This is a genomic window from Amycolatopsis sp. NPDC051061, from assembly GCF_040682935.1.
Classification (GTDB): domain Bacteria; phylum Actinomycetota; class Actinomycetes; order Mycobacteriales; family Pseudonocardiaceae; genus Amycolatopsis.
This window is the reverse complement of record NZ_JBFBBZ010000052.1, coordinates 24474-40708: the sequence shown is the minus strand read 5'-3', so window position 1 is coordinate 40708 and position 16235 is coordinate 24474. Positions and strand designations below refer to the sequence as shown.

20 protein-coding genes and 1 pseudogene are annotated in these 16235 nt (G+C 70.7%); 8 read left to right on the top strand and 13 right to left on the bottom strand.

Annotation, left to right across the window (positions count from 1 at the left end; all coding sequences use genetic code 11):
- Positions 1–73: 73 nt before the first annotated feature.
- Positions 74–310 (bottom strand): annotated as a pseudogene (locus AB0N03_RS43010) (NAD-dependent malic enzyme); the annotation flags it as partial.
- A 75-nt stretch (positions 311–385) separates the two neighbouring features.
- On the opposite strand from AB0N03_RS43010, the gene AB0N03_RS43005 reads away from it, so the two are divergent.
- On the top strand, positions 386–1018 hold the full coding sequence (locus AB0N03_RS43005; RefSeq protein ID WP_364385337.1) for a UdgX family uracil-DNA binding protein: 633 nt from the start codon (positions 386–388) through the stop codon (positions 1016–1018).
- Here AB0N03_RS43005 and ligD (AB0N03_RS43000) read toward each other — a convergent pair.
- The 5 genes from ligD (AB0N03_RS43000) to AB0N03_RS42980 form a co-directional block, all read right to left on the bottom strand.
- The gene (ligD, locus tag AB0N03_RS43000) at positions 1011–1880 is read right to left on the bottom strand and encodes a non-homologous end-joining DNA ligase (RefSeq protein ID WP_364385334.1); all 870 of its coding nucleotides are present in this window, start codon (positions 1878–1880) and stop codon (positions 1011–1013) included. The genes AB0N03_RS43005 and ligD (AB0N03_RS43000) overlap by 8 nt on opposite strands.
- Positions 1877–2821 carry a non-homologous end-joining DNA ligase gene (gene ligD / locus AB0N03_RS42995; protein ID WP_364385331.1) on the bottom strand — a complete coding sequence of 315 codons (945 nt, stop codon included), beginning with the start codon at positions 2819–2821 and terminating at the stop codon, positions 1877–1879. Before ligD (AB0N03_RS42995) ends, ligD (AB0N03_RS43000) begins: the two co-directional genes overlap by 4 nt.
- A complete protein-coding gene (locus tag AB0N03_RS42990; RefSeq protein ID WP_364385328.1) occupies positions 2818–3381 on the bottom strand; it encodes a DNA polymerase ligase N-terminal domain-containing protein in 564 nt (187 codons plus the stop codon). The genes ligD (AB0N03_RS42995) and AB0N03_RS42990 overlap by 4 nt, the downstream gene beginning before the upstream one ends.
- A gap of 10 nt (positions 3382–3391) precedes the next feature.
- A complete protein-coding gene (locus tag AB0N03_RS42985; RefSeq protein WP_364385325.1) occupies positions 3392–4324 on the bottom strand; it encodes a Ku protein in 933 nt (310 codons plus the stop codon).
- Between the two features lie 128 nt (positions 4325–4452).
- On the bottom strand, positions 4453–4650 hold the full coding sequence (locus AB0N03_RS42980; RefSeq protein ID WP_364385322.1) for a hypothetical protein: 198 nt from the start codon (positions 4648–4650) through the stop codon (positions 4453–4455).
- A gap of 190 nt (positions 4651–4840) precedes the next feature.
- On the opposite strand from AB0N03_RS42980, the gene AB0N03_RS42975 reads away from it, so the two are divergent.
- Complete coding sequence (locus AB0N03_RS42975; protein ID WP_364385320.1) at positions 4841–5050, top strand: hypothetical protein; 210 nt, start codon at positions 4841–4843, stop codon at positions 5048–5050.
- A gap of 7 nt (positions 5051–5057) precedes the next feature.
- Here the strand turns inward: AB0N03_RS42975 and AB0N03_RS42970 are convergent, their stop codons facing one another.
- Positions 5058–5789: a GAF and ANTAR domain-containing protein gene (locus AB0N03_RS42970; protein ID WP_364385317.1), complete on the bottom strand. Its 732-nt coding sequence runs from the start codon at positions 5787–5789 to the stop codon at positions 5058–5060.
- A gap of 328 nt (positions 5790–6117) precedes the next feature.
- On the opposite strand from AB0N03_RS42970, the gene AB0N03_RS42965 reads away from it, so the two are divergent.
- Positions 6118–6453, top strand: coding sequence for an STAS domain-containing protein (locus tag AB0N03_RS42965; protein WP_364385314.1), 336 nt, complete (start codon positions 6118–6120; stop codon positions 6451–6453).
- Positions 6454–6481: 28 nt separating this feature from the next.
- Here the strand turns inward: AB0N03_RS42965 and ctaD are convergent, their stop codons facing one another.
- Positions 6482–8218: a cytochrome c oxidase subunit I gene (gene ctaD, locus AB0N03_RS42960; protein ID WP_364385398.1), complete on the bottom strand. Its 1737-nt coding sequence runs from the start codon at positions 8216–8218 to the stop codon at positions 6482–6484.
- A 118-nt stretch (positions 8219–8336) separates the two neighbouring features.
- On the bottom strand, positions 8337–9299 hold the full coding sequence (locus AB0N03_RS42955; RefSeq protein ID WP_364385311.1) for an LLM class F420-dependent oxidoreductase: 963 nt from the start codon (positions 9297–9299) through the stop codon (positions 8337–8339).
- A gap of 155 nt (positions 9300–9454) precedes the next feature.
- Here AB0N03_RS42955 and AB0N03_RS42950 point away from each other — a divergent pair, with 155 nt between their 5' ends.
- From AB0N03_RS42950 to AB0N03_RS42940, 3 genes are all read left to right on the top strand, one after another.
- Complete coding sequence (locus tag AB0N03_RS42950) at positions 9455–9784, top strand: plasmid stabilization protein (protein ID WP_364385308.1); 330 nt, start codon at positions 9455–9457, stop codon at positions 9782–9784.
- 62 nt (positions 9785–9846) lie between these two features.
- Positions 9847–10296 (top strand): ATP-binding protein, encoded by a 450-nt coding sequence (locus AB0N03_RS42945; protein WP_364385305.1) that lies wholly within the window; start codon positions 9847–9849, stop codon positions 10294–10296.
- Entirely contained in the window at positions 10293–11084 is a 792-nt protein-coding gene (locus AB0N03_RS42940) for a SigB/SigF/SigG family RNA polymerase sigma factor (protein WP_364385302.1), read from the top strand. The genes AB0N03_RS42945 and AB0N03_RS42940 overlap by 4 nt, the downstream gene beginning before the upstream one ends.
- Positions 11085–11180: 96 nt before the next feature.
- Here the strand turns inward: AB0N03_RS42940 and AB0N03_RS42935 are convergent, their stop codons facing one another.
- Entirely contained in the window at positions 11181–12698 is a 1518-nt protein-coding gene (locus AB0N03_RS42935; RefSeq protein ID WP_364385299.1) for a CYTH and CHAD domain-containing protein, read from the bottom strand.
- A gap of 124 nt (positions 12699–12822) precedes the next feature.
- Between AB0N03_RS42935 and AB0N03_RS42930 the strand changes: the two genes are divergently transcribed.
- Both AB0N03_RS42930 and AB0N03_RS42925 read left to right on the top strand, forming a co-directional pair.
- Positions 12823–13350 (top strand): hemerythrin domain-containing protein, encoded by a 528-nt coding sequence (locus tag AB0N03_RS42930; protein WP_364385296.1) that lies wholly within the window; start codon positions 12823–12825, stop codon positions 13348–13350.
- Positions 13351–13401: 51 nt separating this feature from the next.
- On the top strand, positions 13402–14199 hold the full coding sequence (locus tag AB0N03_RS42925; RefSeq protein WP_364385293.1) for a GAF and ANTAR domain-containing protein: 798 nt from the start codon (positions 13402–13404) through the stop codon (positions 14197–14199).
- A gap of 63 nt (positions 14200–14262) precedes the next feature.
- Here AB0N03_RS42925 and AB0N03_RS42920 read toward each other — a convergent pair whose 3' ends face one another.
- The 3 genes from AB0N03_RS42920 to AB0N03_RS42910 form a co-directional block, all read right to left on the bottom strand.
- Positions 14263–14733, bottom strand: coding sequence for a hypothetical protein (locus AB0N03_RS42920; RefSeq protein WP_364385290.1), 471 nt, complete (start codon positions 14731–14733; stop codon positions 14263–14265).
- 70 nt (positions 14734–14803) lie between these two features.
- On the bottom strand, positions 14804–15637 hold the full coding sequence (locus AB0N03_RS42915) for an aldo/keto reductase (RefSeq protein WP_364385287.1): 834 nt from the start codon (positions 15635–15637) through the stop codon (positions 14804–14806).
- 88 nt (positions 15638–15725) lie between these two features.
- Positions 15726–16190, bottom strand: a complete 465-nt coding sequence (locus AB0N03_RS42910) for an SRPBCC family protein (protein WP_364385284.1) — start codon at positions 16188–16190, stop codon at positions 15726–15728.
- Between the last annotated feature and the right edge of the window lie 45 nt (positions 16191–16235).

The following is a 16235-nucleotide window of genomic DNA, read 5'->3' as shown; positions in this document are numbered from 1 at the left end:
GACGATCCCCTCCGAGTGGTAGCCGGCGCGCAGCAGCAGCCTCGGCGAACCGCTTGAGCAGCGCCGCCTTGCCCTCCATCACCGGCAGGGCGGCGGCGGGGCCCTGATCACCGAGGCCGAGCAGGGCGGACCCGTCGGACACGATGGCGACGGAGTTGCCCTTGACGGTCTCGCGGGCGAGCAGCGACGGATCGTCGGCGACCCGCTTCGCCTGGTCCGCGACGCCCGGCGTGTAGTGCTCGGCCAGGTCCTCGGGGGTGTCCAGGGTGACGCGGGTCGTGACTTCGACTTTTCCTCGGCTGCGGGTCATATCCGCGAGGTACCCCGACGCGCGCGGGGAGGAACCCCAGGTTTACCCGGCCGTGGAACGGGGGAACTCCGGCACATGCCCGGCACCAGCGGCGCGGAGCCGCCCGACAGCACCGATCTCGACGAGTTGCGGTCGGCGGCGGCCGGCTGCCGTGGATGCGCCCTGTACAAGGACGCGACGCAAACCGTTTTCGGCGAAGGTACGAAGAAGGCGAAGGTTCTCGTCGTCGGCGAGCAGCCGGGCGACAAGGAGGACCTGGCGGGCGAGCCGTTCGTCGGGCCCGCCGGGAAGCTCCTCGACCGAGCCTTCGAAGAGGCCGGATTCGACCGGACGACGCTGTACGTCACCAACGCCGTCAAGCACTTCAAGTTCAAGCGCGACGAACGCGGGAAGCGGCGCATCCACCAGAAGCCCGGCCGCACCGAGGTGGTCGCCTGCCGGCCGTGGCTGCTGGCCGAACTGCGCGCGGTGCGTCCGGAACTGGTGCTGCTGCTGGGTGCGACCGCCGCGCAGTCCTTGCTGGGCCCGAAGTTCCGGCTCACCGCCCATCGCGGCGAGCCCGTCGACGCGCCCGAAGACGTGGCCGAGCTGGTGCCCTCGGCGGTCGCGACCGTGCACCCGTCGGCGGTCCTGCGCGCGCCGGACCGCGACGAGGCCTATGCGGCCTTCGTCGCCGACCTGAAGGCGGCGGGCAAGACGCTCAAGTGAGCTGCTTCAGCGCCGCTTCCGCGGATCCCGCGTGCGAGTCCAGGTCCCGCCACGGGTCGTCCTTGCGCGCCAAGCGCTGCTTCTCCTTGGCCAGGCTCCAGCCGGCCGGCTCGGCCTTGCCCAGCTCGCGCCAGTCCAGCGGCGTCGCGGCCGCCGCACCCGGGCGGGCGCGCAGCGAGTACGGCGCGACGAACGTCTGCGCGTAGCCGTTGCGGTTGGCGTCCAGGAAGATCCGGTCGCCGCGCTTGTCTTTGCGCTGCGCCGTGGTCAGGCGGTCCGGGTCGTCCGCGGCGACGCTGTCGGCCAGCGCGCGCGACAGCTCGAGCACGACTTCGGTGTCCGACTTCGCGTCCAGGGGCGCGAGCACGTGGAAGCCGCGGCCGCCGGTCGCCTGGACGAACGGCGTCAGCCCCACCCGCTCGTAGTGGTCGCGGATCCGCCGCGCGACGGCACGCAGCTCGGCGACCTCCGTGCCGTCCGGCGGGTCGAGGTCCAGCACCAGCCGGTCCGGCCGCTCCGGCGCGTCCACTGTGGACAGCCGGAGGTGGAACTCCAGGGTGCCCTGCCGGGCCAGGTAGTCCAGCGTCTCGGCGTCGTCGCAGACCACGTAGTCGTCCGTGCCGCCACCGCGCCGGGGGACGCTTTCGACGCGGATCGAGTCCGGGAAGTGCTCCCCCGGGTGCTTCTGGAACCAGCCCTGGCCGTCGATGCCGTCCGGGAACCGCCGCAGGGTCAGCGGGCGGCCGCGCAGGTGCGGCAGCATGACGTCGGCGACCGCGCGGTAGTACTCGACGACGTCACCCTTCGTCAGCCCGTCGCCGGGGTAGAACACTTTGTCCGCATGGGAAATCTCGCCGTTCACGCCCGCTCCCGCACCACGTCCGCCGCCTTCTTGTCTTCGCGCAGCCCGGCGAACCGCGGGTGCCGCAGCCGCCCGTCGCGCGTCCATTCGGAGAAGTCGATCTGGGCCACCAGGTCCGGCCGGACCCAGTGCGCACCCGTTTCCTTGACAGGCCCCGCGAAGGGCGAGCGGCCGGTCTCCCGCTCCCGCAGCCGCGCGTGCAGGAAGGCCAGCAGCTTTTCGTCGAACCCGGTGCCCACCTTGCCGGCGTATTTCAGGCCGCCGTCCTCGTGGTAGCCGAGCAGCAGCGCACCGAAGCCGTGCCGCGCGCCCTGCGGGTCGGTGAAGCCGCCGATCACCAGCTCCTGCCCCCGCGAACACTTGAACTTCAGCCAGTCGGGTGACCGCCCGTGGTGGTACGGCGCGTCCGCCCGCTTCGCGATGACGCCTTCCCAGCCGCGCCGGCAGGCCTCGGCGTAGAACTTCTCGCCCTCGGTGTTGCGATGCGCCGACAGCCGGAGCGGGTCCTCGAAGTCGAACGCGTCGCGCAGCAACGCCTTCCGCCGGCGCAGCGGCAGCCCGGTCGTGTCGTGGTCGTCGTAGTACAGCAGGTCGAACAGGTAGTAGTACACGCGCACGCCGGTGGCCCGCGCGCGGTCCGGGTCGCTGACGTGGATCCGGGGCTGCAGCGCGGCGAAGCTGGTGTCGGCGCCGTCGAACGCCACGATCTCGCCGTCCACCACGAACCGCGGGCCGCCCTGGGCGGCGAGTGCCTCGACGATCTCCGGGTAGGCGTTGTCCATCACCTTGTGGTTGCGCGAGTAGAGCGTCGGCGGGCCGGCGTCGCGCGCGCAGATCGCCCGGACGCCGTCCAGCTTGCGCTCGTAGATCCAGTCGTCGTCGGAGAACCGCCGGTCGGTGAGCGTGGCCAGGGTCGGTTCGCGCCAGCCGGGTCCGGTCACTCGAGCTCCCGGTTGGTCCGGCCGGTGAGCACCGACTCGGGCCGCGTCTTGGCGGGCTTGCGGCGCCGGTCGGCGCTGTCGTCGTCCTTCTTGACGAGGAGCCACTGCTCCTGGCCGTCCGAGTGCCGCCGGATCAGCGAGAAGGCGCCCGTCAGCTTTTCGCCGTGCAGGCCGACCTTCAGGTGCCCGTCGGCGAGCGCCTGCTCCGCCGGTTCGCCGGTGAGCACGTCGAAGGTCCCGGTGTCCCAGACAACCACGGTTCCGCCGCCGTACTGGTCTTCGGGGATCTTGCCCTCGAAGTCCGCGTAGCCGAGCGGGTGGTCCTCGGTGCGGATGGCCGGCCGCCGGTCGCCCGGGTCGAGCGACGGGCCCTTGGGCACCGACCACGACACGAGTACGCCGCCGATCTCGAGGCGGAAGTCGAAGTGCAGGCTGCTCGCGTCGTGGCGCTGCACGACGAAGACGGGCCCGTTCTTCCGCTTGCCCCGGCCACGCGGCTCCGGCGTCCGGGACGCGTCGCGTTTCGCGCGATATTCGGCCAGCCGGTCCTTCGCGGCCATCGGTCTCCCTTCAGGACGCCTTGAGCGCCTCTTCCAGCTCGGCGCGCGTCATCTTCGAGCGGCCCTTGACGCCCTGCTCGCGGGCGAGCTTGTCCAGGTCGGACTTGGACAAGTCGGTGAGGTCCGGTTCCTTCTTCTTCGTCGTCTTGGCCTGCTTGCCGCCGCCCTTGCGGTTCTTCACGCTCCGCGACAGCGCCTCGAAGAGGTCGACGACGTCGGCGGAGGGCTCCGGCTCCTCCTCGTGGGCGATCTCCTTGCCCTGCTTCTTGGCCTTGATCAGGTCCTCGACGCGCTCGGAGTACTCGTCGCGGAAGTCGCCGGGCTTCCACGGCGCGGTCATCTCGTCGACGAGCGAGAGCGCCATGTCCAGCTCCTTGGGCCGCGGCTTCGGGAGGCTGGGCAGCCCGCCCATGACGTCCTTCGGCTTCCGCAGGTCGGCGACGAAGTGCAGGGTGTTCAGCACCATGACGTCCTCGCCGGCGCGGATCGCGCAGAGGTACTCCTTGCCGCGCAGCACGAACTTGGCGACGCCGGCCTTCTCGCTGCGGTCCATCGCCTGCAGCAGCAGGCCGTACGCCTTGGCGAAGTCTTCTTTCGCCGGCTTGAGCCAGTAGGTGCGGTCGTAGAACCACGGATCGATCTCGTCGAGCTCGACGAACTGCTCGATGTCGATCCGCCGGGACCGCTCGGGGGCGATCTCGTCCAGCTCGTCGGGCTCGACGAGCACGTGGTCGCCGGCGCCGACGTCGTAGCCCTTGACGATCTCGTCCTGGGTCACCTCGTCGCCGGTCCGCTCGTTGACCCGCCGGTTGCGGATCCGGTCCGACGTCCCGCGTTCGAACTGGTGGAAGTGGATCGTGTGGTCCGCCACCGCCGGGTACAGCTCCACCGGAACGGTGACCAGCCCGAGGCTCAGCGCGCCGCTCCACACTGGTCTGGCCATGTTTCGACCTCCTCACCGGCAGCGATACCCGCGTGGCCGGTGCGCGAAACGCGACGTCGTCGCGGTGCGTGACGCGCCGGAGCCCGCCTGGACCGGGTGGTCTCGGCGGGCTCCGGGCATGTCGTGCGTCAGGCGACTTCGCTGCTGCGGCCGCCGGACCGGTGCAGGCCTAGCATTTCGAGCAGCTGCGCGCAGTCTTCGGGGTCCTTCGCGTTCGCCGCGACGGCCAAGGCCGCCTTGCGCCGCGTCGAGGCTTGGGCCGGTGTGTCCCCGCCCTCCAGCAGGAGGTCCGCCACCGGTCGCAGGTCGTTCCGCTTGTCTCGCATGTTCGCTCCCCTCCGGCAATCCCCGGTCAAGCTTTCGCCGGCCGGTTACCCGGCCTCATCCCACCCAACACAAGAGGCACCGAACGGGTTCCCGGAGACAGCCGACGCTAGGCCGAACGAGTGAATTCAGCCGGTTCGCACCGGGAACCCGGCAAGGTGTGTGAGACCCACGTCACATCAGGAGGCTTGGATGAGCACCCATCTCCGCATCAGCCGTGAGGACGGGTCGCTGCCCTGCGAGGTCTGCGGCTTCCCGACGATGCACGTGGCCCAGGTCGTGGCCGACGACGGGACCGTGCTCGGCCGGACGCTGGTCTGCACGACGTGCCAGCGCGGCAGACACCGGCCCGACCAGGTGACCGAGACCGAGGCACCCCCGGACGAGGTACCGACCAGCTAGCCGGCTGTCACGCCGTTGTCGTCGCCACCGCCTCCACGAACTCCGCCGCCACCTCGTGGAGCTTGCGGTTGCCGTCCTGGGAACGCTTCACCAGCCGCTGGAACGCCTCCTCGGCGGTGATCCGGTGCGCGGCCATGAGGATCCCCTTGGCCTGGTCGATCACCGCTCGCGTCTCGAGCGCGCGGTTCAGCTGGTCGATCAGCTCGCGGGCCGCGAAGTACCGGCGCGCGCTGCGCAGGCCGAGCACCACCGTCGCCGTGTACAGCTCGAGGATCTTCGTGCTCAGCTCGCTGAAGCCATGCTCGCCGAAGCCGAACAGGTTGACCGCGCCGGACATGTCCTCGTCCACGGTCAGCGGCGCGGCCAGGAAGCTGGCCACGCCCAGCTGCTCGGCCTTCGACACGAACTGCGGCCACACGTCGCCCACCGCTCCGACGCCGACGCGCACCGGCTGCCCGGTCTCGGCCGCGCGCAGGCACGGGCCGTCCCCCATCCGGTACTGCTCGCGGTCGAAGTTGACCGCCCGCTGATCGGTGCTGGCCACCGTCTCCGGCAAGCCCTCCCGCACCAGGGTGATGCTCGCCATGTCGGCCCCCGGCACCACCTGCACCACGTGGTCGCACACCGCCTGCAACATCTGGCCCAGATCGAGTTCCGAGTCCAGCATCGCGGTCAGCGACTCCATCGCCACCGTGACTTCGTCCAGCCGCGCGGTGAGCTGCTCATGGCCGCCCGTCATCCTTGGTGACGCCCCTCTTCTCGCTGTCAGGGCGCTCTTCACCAGGGAGGACCCGGGCGCGCGCCACTAGTGGGCCGCTAGCGCTTTAACGGGTCCGGCGCGAGATTACTGCATCCCGATCAGCATGGGCACAAGCGGTCACCGCCGCGGCGACCGCTCGCCCGAACGGAGCAACGGCGGTTGCGGGTGGCTCGCACACCGTTAGGCTCGAGCCCATCGGTTCAGCACAGCAGCCGGCTCGGAACACCTCGAGCGCGGCGCCCCGGCCCGCGCGGTACCAGGACGGCGGCGAACCGGCATGATGGTCCCCCGACCACGAAATCCCCCCTTGCGGCTGCGCACGACGTGGCCCGCGCCGCACACGGTACTGATCACCGCCGGCGGAGCCCTCGACACCGCGACAGCCGGCGCACTGGGCGCCCTGGTTTCGGACCGCCTGTGGGCGGTCCCGGAGCGGCTGACCCTGGATCTGTCCGAAGTGGACTTCCTCGGCGTGGCGGGCGTCCAGGTACTGCTGCACGCGACACTGCAGGCCGAACAGAACGGCACCGAGCTGCTGGTGATCCCCGGCACGAACCCGATGGTCCGCCGGGCCCTGCGGGTGACGGAGGCCGACCGGCGTCTCACGCTGTCGGCCCGGCGGCCCGAACCCGCACCGGCCTGAGCGGCCCGCGAGCCGGCACGGCGGGCGGTCAGCGCGACGAACCCGCCGCGCCCGCGTGCCCGTCCCGCGCTCCGGAGGGACTGGCCTCCCGATCCAGCGCCCGGGCCTGGGCCCGCTTCGAGCGGACGTGCCGCTCCTCCTTCATCTGCTCGACCGCCTCCGGGTGGTGCAGCTCGAACGCGGGCCGCTCCGACCGGATGCGCGGCAGGTCCAGGAAGTTGTGCCGCGGGGGCGGGCACGTCGTCGCCCATTCGAGGCTGTTGCCGAAGCCCCACGGGTCGTCGACCAGGACCTGCTCGCCGTAGCGGTAGCTCTTCACCACGTTCCAGATGAACGGCAGCGTCGACGCGCCCAGGATGAACGCGCCGATCGTCGAGATCGTGTTCAGCGTCGTGAAGCCGTCACTGGTCAGGTAGTCCGCGTACCGGCGCGGCATGCCCTCGTCGCCCAGCCAGTGCTGGACCAGGAAGGTCGTGTGGAAGCCGATGAACGTCGTCCAGAAGTGCCACTTGCCCAGCCGCTCGTCGAGCATCCGGCCGGTCATCTTCGGGAACCAGAAGTAGATCCCGGCGAAGGTGGCGAACACGATCGTGCCGAACAGGACGTAGTGGAAGTGCGCGACGACGAAGTAGGAGTCGGTGACGTGGAAGTCCAACGGCGGCGACGCCAGGATGACGCCGGTGAGGCCGCCGAACAGGAACGTCACCATGAAGCCGACCGACCACAGCATCGGCGTCTCGAAGCTGAGATGCCCCTTCCACATCGTGCCGATCCAGTTGAAAAACTTGATGCCGGTGGGGACGGCGATGAAGAAGGTCATGATCGAGAAGAACGGCAGCAGCACCGCGCCGGTGGCGAACATGTGGTGCGCCCACACCACCGCCGACAGCCCGGTGATCGCGACGGTCGCGAACACCATCAGCCGGTAGCCGTAGAGCGGCTTCCGGCTGAACACCGGCACGACCTCGGTGACGATCCCGAAGTACGGCAGCGCCACGATGTAGACCTCGGGGTGGCCGAAGAACCAGAACAGGTGCTGGAACATGATCGCTCCGCCGTTGGCGGGGTCGAACACGTGCGCTCCGAGCCGGCGGTCCGCCTCGAGCCCGAACAGCGCGGCCGTGAGGATCGGGAACGCCAGCAGGATCAGGACGGCGGTGAACAGGATGTTCCAGGTGAAGATCGGCATCCGCCACATCGTCATCCCGGGCGCGCGCAGGCAGACGATCGTGGTGACCATGTTGACCGCGCCGAGGATGGTGCCGAGGCCGGACACGATCAGGCCCATGATCCACAGGTCGCCGCCGACACCCGGCGAGTGGATGGCGTTCGACAGCGGCGTGTAGGCCGTCCACCCGAAGTCGGGCGCGCCGCCCGGGGTCAGGAACGAGCTGATCACGATCAGCCCGCCGAACAGGTACAGCCAGTAGGCGAACCCGTTCAGCCGCGGGAACGCGACGTCGGGCGCGCCGATCTGCAGCGGCAGGATGTAGTTGGCGAACCCGAAGAGGTTCGGGGTGGCGTAGAGCAGCAGCATGATCGTGCCGTGCATGGTGAACAGCTGGTTGTACTGCTCCGGCGACAGGAACTGCAGGCCGGGGCGGGCCAGCTCGCCACGCATCAGCAGCGCCATCGCGCCACCCGCCATGAAGAACGCGAACGACGTCGTCAGGTACAGCAACCCGATCTGCTTCGGGTCGGTGGTGCGCAGCAGCGCGAGCAGCGTGCCGCCCTTCGGCCCGCGCCGCGCCACCGCCAGGGGCACCGCCCGCAGGCTCGGTGCCGGCTTAACCTCGGTCACCCGCAACTCCCGCCGCTGGACTGTCCGTACTGTGCGTGTTACTCCTGTCGGCGAAGATCCGCGTTACCCCGAACGGGTGGAGCTATCCCCGCAACGCCGGGAGCAGCTCCTTTTCGGCGAAGTCCAGGAAGCTTTCCTGCTGGTCGCCGCCGATCTGGACCAGGGCGAGGTCGGTGAAGCCGGCCTTCTCGAACTCGCGCACGCCCTCGACGATCGCGTCGACGTCCGGCCCGCAGGGGATCGAACCGGCGACGTCGTCCTCCCGGACGAACTGCGTGGCGCCGGCGAACCCGGCCGGCCCGGGCAGCTCGGCGTTGACCTTCCAGCCGCCGGCGAACCAGCGGAACTGCTCGTGCGCACGCTTCACGGCGGCGTCGCGGTCAGTGCCCCACGACACCGGCATCTGCCCGATCTTCCGGGTCGGCGGGCCGAGCTTGGTCGCGTCCCACTCGCTCGACAGCTCCGCCTTCGGCTCGACGGCGATCATCGCGTCGGCCACCGGGGCGAACCGCTTGATCGACTGCGAGCCGGACACCGCGACACCGATCGGCGTCCGCTTCTCCGGCAGGTCCCACAGCTTCGCCGAGTCGACGCGGAAGTGCTTGCCCTCGTAGTCGAAGTACCCGCCGTCGAACAGGCCGCCGATGATCTGCAGGGCTTCGGCGAGCATGTCGTGCCGGACGTTCGCCGGCGGCCAGCCGCGGCCGACGACGTGCTCGTTGAGGTTCTCACCCGCCCCGAGACCGAGGGTGAACCGCCCGCCCGAGAGCGCCTGCACCGTCGCCGCCTTCTGCGCCACGACCGCCGGGTGGTAGCGCATGGTCGGGCAGGTCACGTAGGTCATCAGCTCGGCGCGGTCGGTGACCTGCGTGACCGCGCCCAGCACGCTCCAGGCGTAGGGCGCGTGCCCCTGTTCGGCCAGCCAAGGCGAGTAGTGGTCGCTCATGACCTCGAACTCGAAGCCGGCCTGTTCCGCACCGGCGGCGTACCGGACCAGTTCGTTCGGCCCGGTCTGCTCGGTCATCAGCGTGTAACCGATCCGCATCGGCGTCTCCTCTCGGGTCACGCCCCGCGTACCCGCTCCCCGGCGTGGGTAATCAGGCGGCGGTCGGCGGGGTGATCGCCGCTGCTCATCGCCCGGAAGTAACGTTTACCCGATGATCGACCGGGTATTCATCCCGCGAGCCGAAGGGAGCTGTCATGCCTCAGTCGTGGAGCAAGAAGCGCGAGCGCCAGTACGAGCACGTCAAGGACTCGGCCGAGGACCGTGGAGCCGGCACGAAACGGGCCAAGGAGATCGCGGCCCGGACAGTGAACAAGAACCGCGCGCAGTCGGGTGAATCCCGGCAGGCCAGCAAGTCTTCCGTCAAGGACAAGTCGCCTCAGCAGCGCGGCGGCGAGCGGTCCGGCAACCGGAAGGGTCCCGGCGGCCCGACGAAGGACCAGCTGTACAACGAAGCGAAGAAGCGGAACATCAACGGCCGCTCGTCGATGACCAAGAAGGAACTCGAACGGGCGCTGGGCCGGTGATCAGACCGGAAATCCCTGACCACGAAGTGTCGTCATTCGCCCAGATGGGTAGTACCTCCCGCATGGAAGAAACACGAAGTGGTAGCTCGCACGGCGGCAAGCCGACGCTGGACGAGCTGCTCGAGGAACTGGTGGAGCTGCGCCTGCCCGCCATGGCGGAGCAGATCCCCCTCGTCCGGATGCTCACCCACGGCGTGGTTTCGCGCGCGGACTTCGGGCTGGACGCCATCGCCGACGCCAAGATGGCCGTCGACGAGGCGTGTGCCCAGCTGGTCCAGCTGGCCGAGCTGGGCACCCAGCTGCACTGCCGCTTCCGGCTGGCGCCCGACGGGCTGCGCGTGACCGTCTCGACGCGGTCGAGTGACCCGCGGCCCCCGAGCGACCGCACCTTCGGCTGGCACGTGCTCACCACGCTGAGCCGGTCGGTGACCGCGCACTGCGACGTCCTTCCCGGCGGAGGCGCGGGCATCGTCACGATCGAGCTGGTGCTGAACCCGGGAACGAGCGCGTGAGCAGCGAGCGTAAAACCCTCCTCCACCGCCCGGACGAATACGCCCACTGCGAGCCGCTGTTCGAGGAGCTGGGCACCCTCGACCCCGACGACCCGCGGCGCGAGGTCGTCCGCAGCAGGCTGGTGACCGAGCTGCTGCCGCTGGCCGAGCACATCGCCACCCGCTTCTCGGGCCGTGGCGAGCCGCGCGAGGACCTGGTCCAGGTGGCGCGGATCGGCCTGATCAACGCGGTCGACCGGTTCGACCCCACCCGCGGCCACGACTTCCTGTCCTTCGCGGTGCCGACGATCATGGGCGAGGTGCGCCGGCACTTCCGGGACACCGGCTGGTCCGTGCGGGTCCCGCGGCGGCTCAAGGAGCTGCACCTGTCCCTGAGCCAGGGCTCGGCGGTGCTGTCCCAACGCCTGGGCCGCGCGCCGACGCCGACCGAGCTGGCCGAGCACCTGACCCTGGACGTCGACGAGGTCCGGGAAGGACTGCTGGCGGGTAACGCGTACCAGGCCCTGTCCGTCGACAAGCCGGTGCACGACGACGCCGAGGCGCTGTCGCTGGCGGACACCATGGGGGAACCCGACCACGAGATGGCCATGGTCGAGAACCACGAGGCCCTCCAGCCGCTGCTCCAGGAGCTGCCGAAGCGGGAGCGCGCGATCCTCGTGATGCGGTTCTTCGGCGGGCTGACCCAGACGCAGATCGCCGACCGCGTCGGCATTTCCCAGATGCACGTCTCCCGGCTGCTGTCGCAGACCTTGGAGCAGCTCCGCGGGAAGCTCACCGGCGACAGCTGAGCCGCCCGCTCCCGTTCACCTCGGCAGACGTCTTGAATTACTCATTCAGGACTTCCCCGGCCCTGAACGAGCCATTCAAGACGTTTCGAGGGCCGCTCAGCGGAGCCAGCGCGGGTGACCGCCCTTCCGGAGCCGCCGCCACTCCCCCGCGAACCGCCCCCGCAGCTTCTCCGCCGCCTCGGCGTCCCTCGCGTACAACATCCCGAACGTGAACGTGTTCTGCCCTTCGCCGTGCCCGGCGATGGTCAGGTGGTGCAGGACCTCCCGGCCGACCGCCGTGTCCTGGTGCTCGCCCAGGGTGCTCTGGACGGCCTTGACGTTCTTGCGCCACTGCCGCAGCTTCTTGCCGTAGACCGGCTTCACCGTGTCGGCTGCGTAGCGGGCCCGCTTCGCCTTCTTGCGGACTTCGTGCAGCGCCGTCTCGAGTTCGTGGCCGGCCAGTCCGCTCGCCGCCGCTTCGGCGCGACGCAGTTTCGCGGCGGCCTTGCGCACCGGCCTGCGCAACGCGGACTTCGCGGGCTTGCGCGCCCGGCCGGTCAGCGACGGTTCCTCCACCACGGCGTCCAGCGCGCGCAGCAGCTTCAGGTACCGCTTGCCGGTCAGTGCCGTCATCGCCCGGGTCCGGCCTTCCTCGGCCTCGCGGGCGAAGTACCGGGTGAGGTACTGGCGCAGCGGCCCGAACACCAGCTCGGACGGGAGGTCGTCGAGCTGCTCGCGCAGCCGCTGCTCGCTGACCTCCGCGTCCCGGGCCGGCGCCAGCTGCTGCCCGAGCCACTTCAGCTCGGCCGCGAGCGGGGCGGTCGCGTCCTTGTCCACCACGGAGCCGAACGTGCGGAGCGCGCTGCGCAGTTTCCGGGTGGCGACGCGCATCTGGTGCACGGAGTCCTCGACGTCCAGCCGGACCCCGATGTCCGCGCGGCGCAGCCGGGCGTGGTGCTCGCGCAGCGACGTCAGCACGACCTGGCCCGCGGTCGGCTTCTTGCGGCCGCGGGGCGGCGCGGGGACGCGGTCGCCGATCAGGCGCCGCAGCTTCGACGGCCACGGCGAGGCCGAGGCACCGGCTTCGGCCAGCGCCCGGTCGAACTCCTCGAGCCGGCCGGGGTCGGTTTCGGGGTCCAGCTCGAGCTCCAGCTCGCGCCACTGGTCCAGCCGCGCGCTCTCGCCGCCGGCTTCCCCGGTCACGTGGTCGTCGGTGAGGGTCGCGACGGTCCGGCCGTCGCCGTCGGCCAGCCGGTGGGCGAACCGGTCGGTGCGCAGGTGCGCGATCGGCACCAGCTTCTCCCCCAGCGTGTAGGCGCGCACGAGCCGGCGGAACCGCCCGGGGACCTTGTTCGGGTCGCCGCCCAGCGGCAGCTGGATCTCCTGCCGTTCGTCGGCGGAGACCGGCAGCTTGAGGTGCCAGCCCGCGTCGTGCCCGCCGACGCGGCGGCGCAGCGTGATGCCGCTGCCGGCCAGCCGGAAGGTCCCGGTGTCGTAGTAGGACGCGTCGAGGATCTGCTCGACCGGGTCGTCCTGGGTCTCGACGCCCGCGACGCCGACGAGCCGGGGAACCCCGCTGCCCGCCACGATCTCGTACTTGCGCTCGCGCTCGATCACCGACGACGGCGCTGCCATGATCATCCTCCTCGGGGGCCGGTTCTCCTGACGAATACCCGGCGTGGGCCGGCCCGACACGGGGATTCGGCGGGCGAGCAGCGGGTATTCGCCAGGAGAACCCGAGCCCGGACCAGGAGCGTGCATGAACGGCAGCCAGCCCGCAACCGACCTGACCACCGTCCTCGCCGGCGACCACCGGGAGCTGGACCGGCTGTGCACCGAGATCGAGCTCGGTCAGGGCAGTCCCGAGAACCGCAAGGACCTCGCCGACCACCTGACCGCGGAGCTCGTCCGCCACGCGGTGGCCGAAGAGTCCTTCCTCGACGGCGACGGCGCTCTCGCGGAGGCGGACGGCCTGATGCGGGAGCTGGAGGGGGTGGGACCGCAGGAGACGCGGTTCGAGCGCCTGCTGGGCGGGCTGATCCGCGCCGTGCGCCGGCACGTCCGCGACGAGGGCCCGGCGGCCGTGCGCCAGGTCCGGCTCACCTGCTCGCCCGAGCGGCGGGTCGAGCTGGGCGAGGAGGTCCTGGCCGTCCGGGACGCCGCGGCGGCACTGCCGCACCCGGACCTGTCCGACCGCATGCCGCAAGCCGACCAGCTGTGGCCGGGGCCGGGCTTCGTCGACCGGGCGCGGGACGCGCTGCGCCGCGCGGCCGGCTCCCCCGGTTGAGCACCGGCATCGGGTTGAATGGAGGCCCATCCCCGAAGACGACGGAGACGCATGAGCATCGGCGAAGACGAGTGGGCCCGGGAACGAGCCGGGTTCGGGCCGGACGGCGAATCGGCCGGCTCGCTGGTCGGCCAGTTCACCGAGCTCACGCGCACGCTGCTCGACGTGACGCCGACCGTCGGCGGCGTCCTCCGGCTCGTCGTCGGCGCCGCGAGCGCGATTGTGCCGGACGCCGACCTGGTCAGCGTCACCCTGCGGGAAGCCGACGGCAGGTTCCACACGCCGGTCGAGACCGACCCGGTCGCGGTACGGCTGGACCAGGCGCAGTACGACCACGACGAAGGCCCGTGCGTCGAGTCGGCCCGCCCGGACGGCCCGGCCATCGCCCGGTCGCGGGACCTCGCGAACGAACCCCGTTGGCCCTCGTTCGGCCCCGTCGCCGCCGGCTACGGCTACCACTCGGTGCTGGCGACGGCCCTGCTCCCCGACGCCCTCCCGCCACGGCGCTCGGGCGCGCTCAACATCTATTCGAGCCGGCCGGGTGCTTTCGACGGCCGCGCGATCGACCTGGCGCTGCTGCTGGCGACGCACGCGTCCCTGGCGCTGGCGCACACGGACGCCGTCGCCGCGGCCGAGCTGGAGACGGCGCACCTGCGCCGCGCGGTCGAGGGCCGGGACGTGATCGGCCAGGCGAAGGGCATCCTGATGCAGCGCCGCGGCATCACGGCCGACGAAGCCTTCGACGTGCTGCGCCGCGCGTCCCAGGACCTGAACGTCAAGCTGGCCGACCTGGCCCGGGCGCTCGCCGCCCGGCACACCGAGGTGGATCTGCCGGTGGCGGACCGCTGAACCCCGGGCACGGACGAGGGCGGCACTTGCCCGTGAAAGTGCCGCCCTCGGAACGAAATCCGGTTACGAAGCCGAGTACGGGGACCGGTTCTCCAGCGAGGGGCTGACGTCCGGGTACGTACCGGGCTGGCCCGGCACCGGCGTCACCGTCGGGCCCGCCGGCTGCTCGGGCTCGACCCGCTGCTGCGGCCGGCCGCGCTGGACGACCGCCTCGACCTCCTGCTCACCACGGATGCGGGCCAGCACGCCGAGCGTGATCGCGTGGGCCAGGGCCAGGATCAGCAGCAGGATGCCCACGCGGGCGACGATGCCCGTGATCTCGCCGCCGAAATTGATGGTCGACACCAGGGCCAGCACGCCCAGGGTCGCGAGGTGGAACAGGACCGTGACGAGCCGGGTCATCGAGGCGCCCGCCGCCGGGTCGCCGTAGGAGTTCTCCAGGTAGCGGCGACCGCTGCGGTAGATGATCTGCCCGTCGATCAGAACCAGCACCACCCCGATCACGAGAAACGACAGATACGCGTTGGTGCTCATGCCGGACGCTCCTTCCAGGGGGACCTCTTCGGGTGAAGTACCCGGCCGGTTGCGCAGGGAAACGCCGCGGTCACCCCGTGAAGGTGTCCGGGTCCGGGCCGGTGCGGCGGCCGTCGTCGAGCTTGCCGATCGCCGTCATGTCCTCGTCGTCGAGCTCGAAGCCGAACACGTCGATGTTCTGCTTGATCCGCTCCGGCGACGACGACTTCGGGAAGACGATGTTCCCGAGCTGCAGGTGCCAGCGCAGCACCACCTGCGCGGCCGTGCGGCCGTGCTTTTCGGCCAGGTCGGCGAGGACCGGGTCGTCCAGGACCTCCGCCTGGGCCAGCGGGCTCCACGCCTCCGTGGCGATGCCGTGCTCCTGGTGGTAGGCGCGCAGCTCCGTCTGCTGCAACGCCGGGTGCAGCTCGATCTGGTTGACCGCGGGCACCGTGGCGCTCTCCTCGGCGAGCCGGTCGAGGTGGGCGGGCTGGAAGTTCGAGACGCCGATGGCGCGGGCCTTGCCCGCCCGCAGGATGTCTTCGAAGCCCTGCCACGTCCGGACGAAGGTGTCCTTGTGCGGCAACGGCCAGTGGATCAGGTACAGGTCGACGTGGTCGAAGCCGAGGCGCCGCAGGCTGCCCTCGAGCGCGGTGATCGCGTTGTCGTGGCCGTGCGCGTCGTTCGCCAGCTTCGTCGTGACGAACACGTCGTCGCGCGCGACCCCCGACTCCGCGATACCGGCGCCGACCCCTTCTTCGTTCCGGTACATCTGCGCGGTGTCGATGTGGCGGTAGCCGGCCTCGAGCGCGGTCCGCACGGCCTGGGCGGTCTCCTCGGGCGGGATCTGGAACACGCCGAACCCGAACTGCGGGATCCGCACGCCGTTCTCCAGTTCCACGGCCGGGACGTCGGGGGTAGTCATGCCAGCCGCCTACCCGACGTCTCCGGACGCGAAACACGGCGGGGCGTCGCCGCCCCGCCGTGTCACCCGATCGTGTGGTTCTCTGAGGTTACCGCGCTCCGGGGCGGTCCACGTCACCGCGCCAGGCGCCGGTCTCGCCGCCGCGCTGCTCGATGTACTCCTTGAACCGCTTGAGGTCGCCCTTCACCCGGCGGTCGAGGACGCCGAGCTTGTCCGCGACGTTTTCGGCGAAGCCCTCGGGGTCGATGTCCATCTGGGCGGTCACCCGGGTGTGCGCGTCGTCGAGCCGGTGGAACGTGATCACCCCGGCGTGGTCCGGACCGGAGTCCGACGTCCAGGCGACGCGCTCGTCAGGGTGCTGCTCGGTGATCGTCGCGTCGAATTCGCGCGTCACGCCACCGAACCGGGTCACCCAGTGGGTGTGGGTGGCGTCGACCTGACGGATCTCTTCGACGCCTTCCATGAACCGCGGGAACTCCTCGAACTGAGTCCACTGGTTATACGCGGTCGAAACGGGGACTTCCACGTCCACGATTTCGGTGATCGTGCTCATGCACTCTCCTCCTCGTCGGTGGTGGTACGGATCGGCTACCCGGTG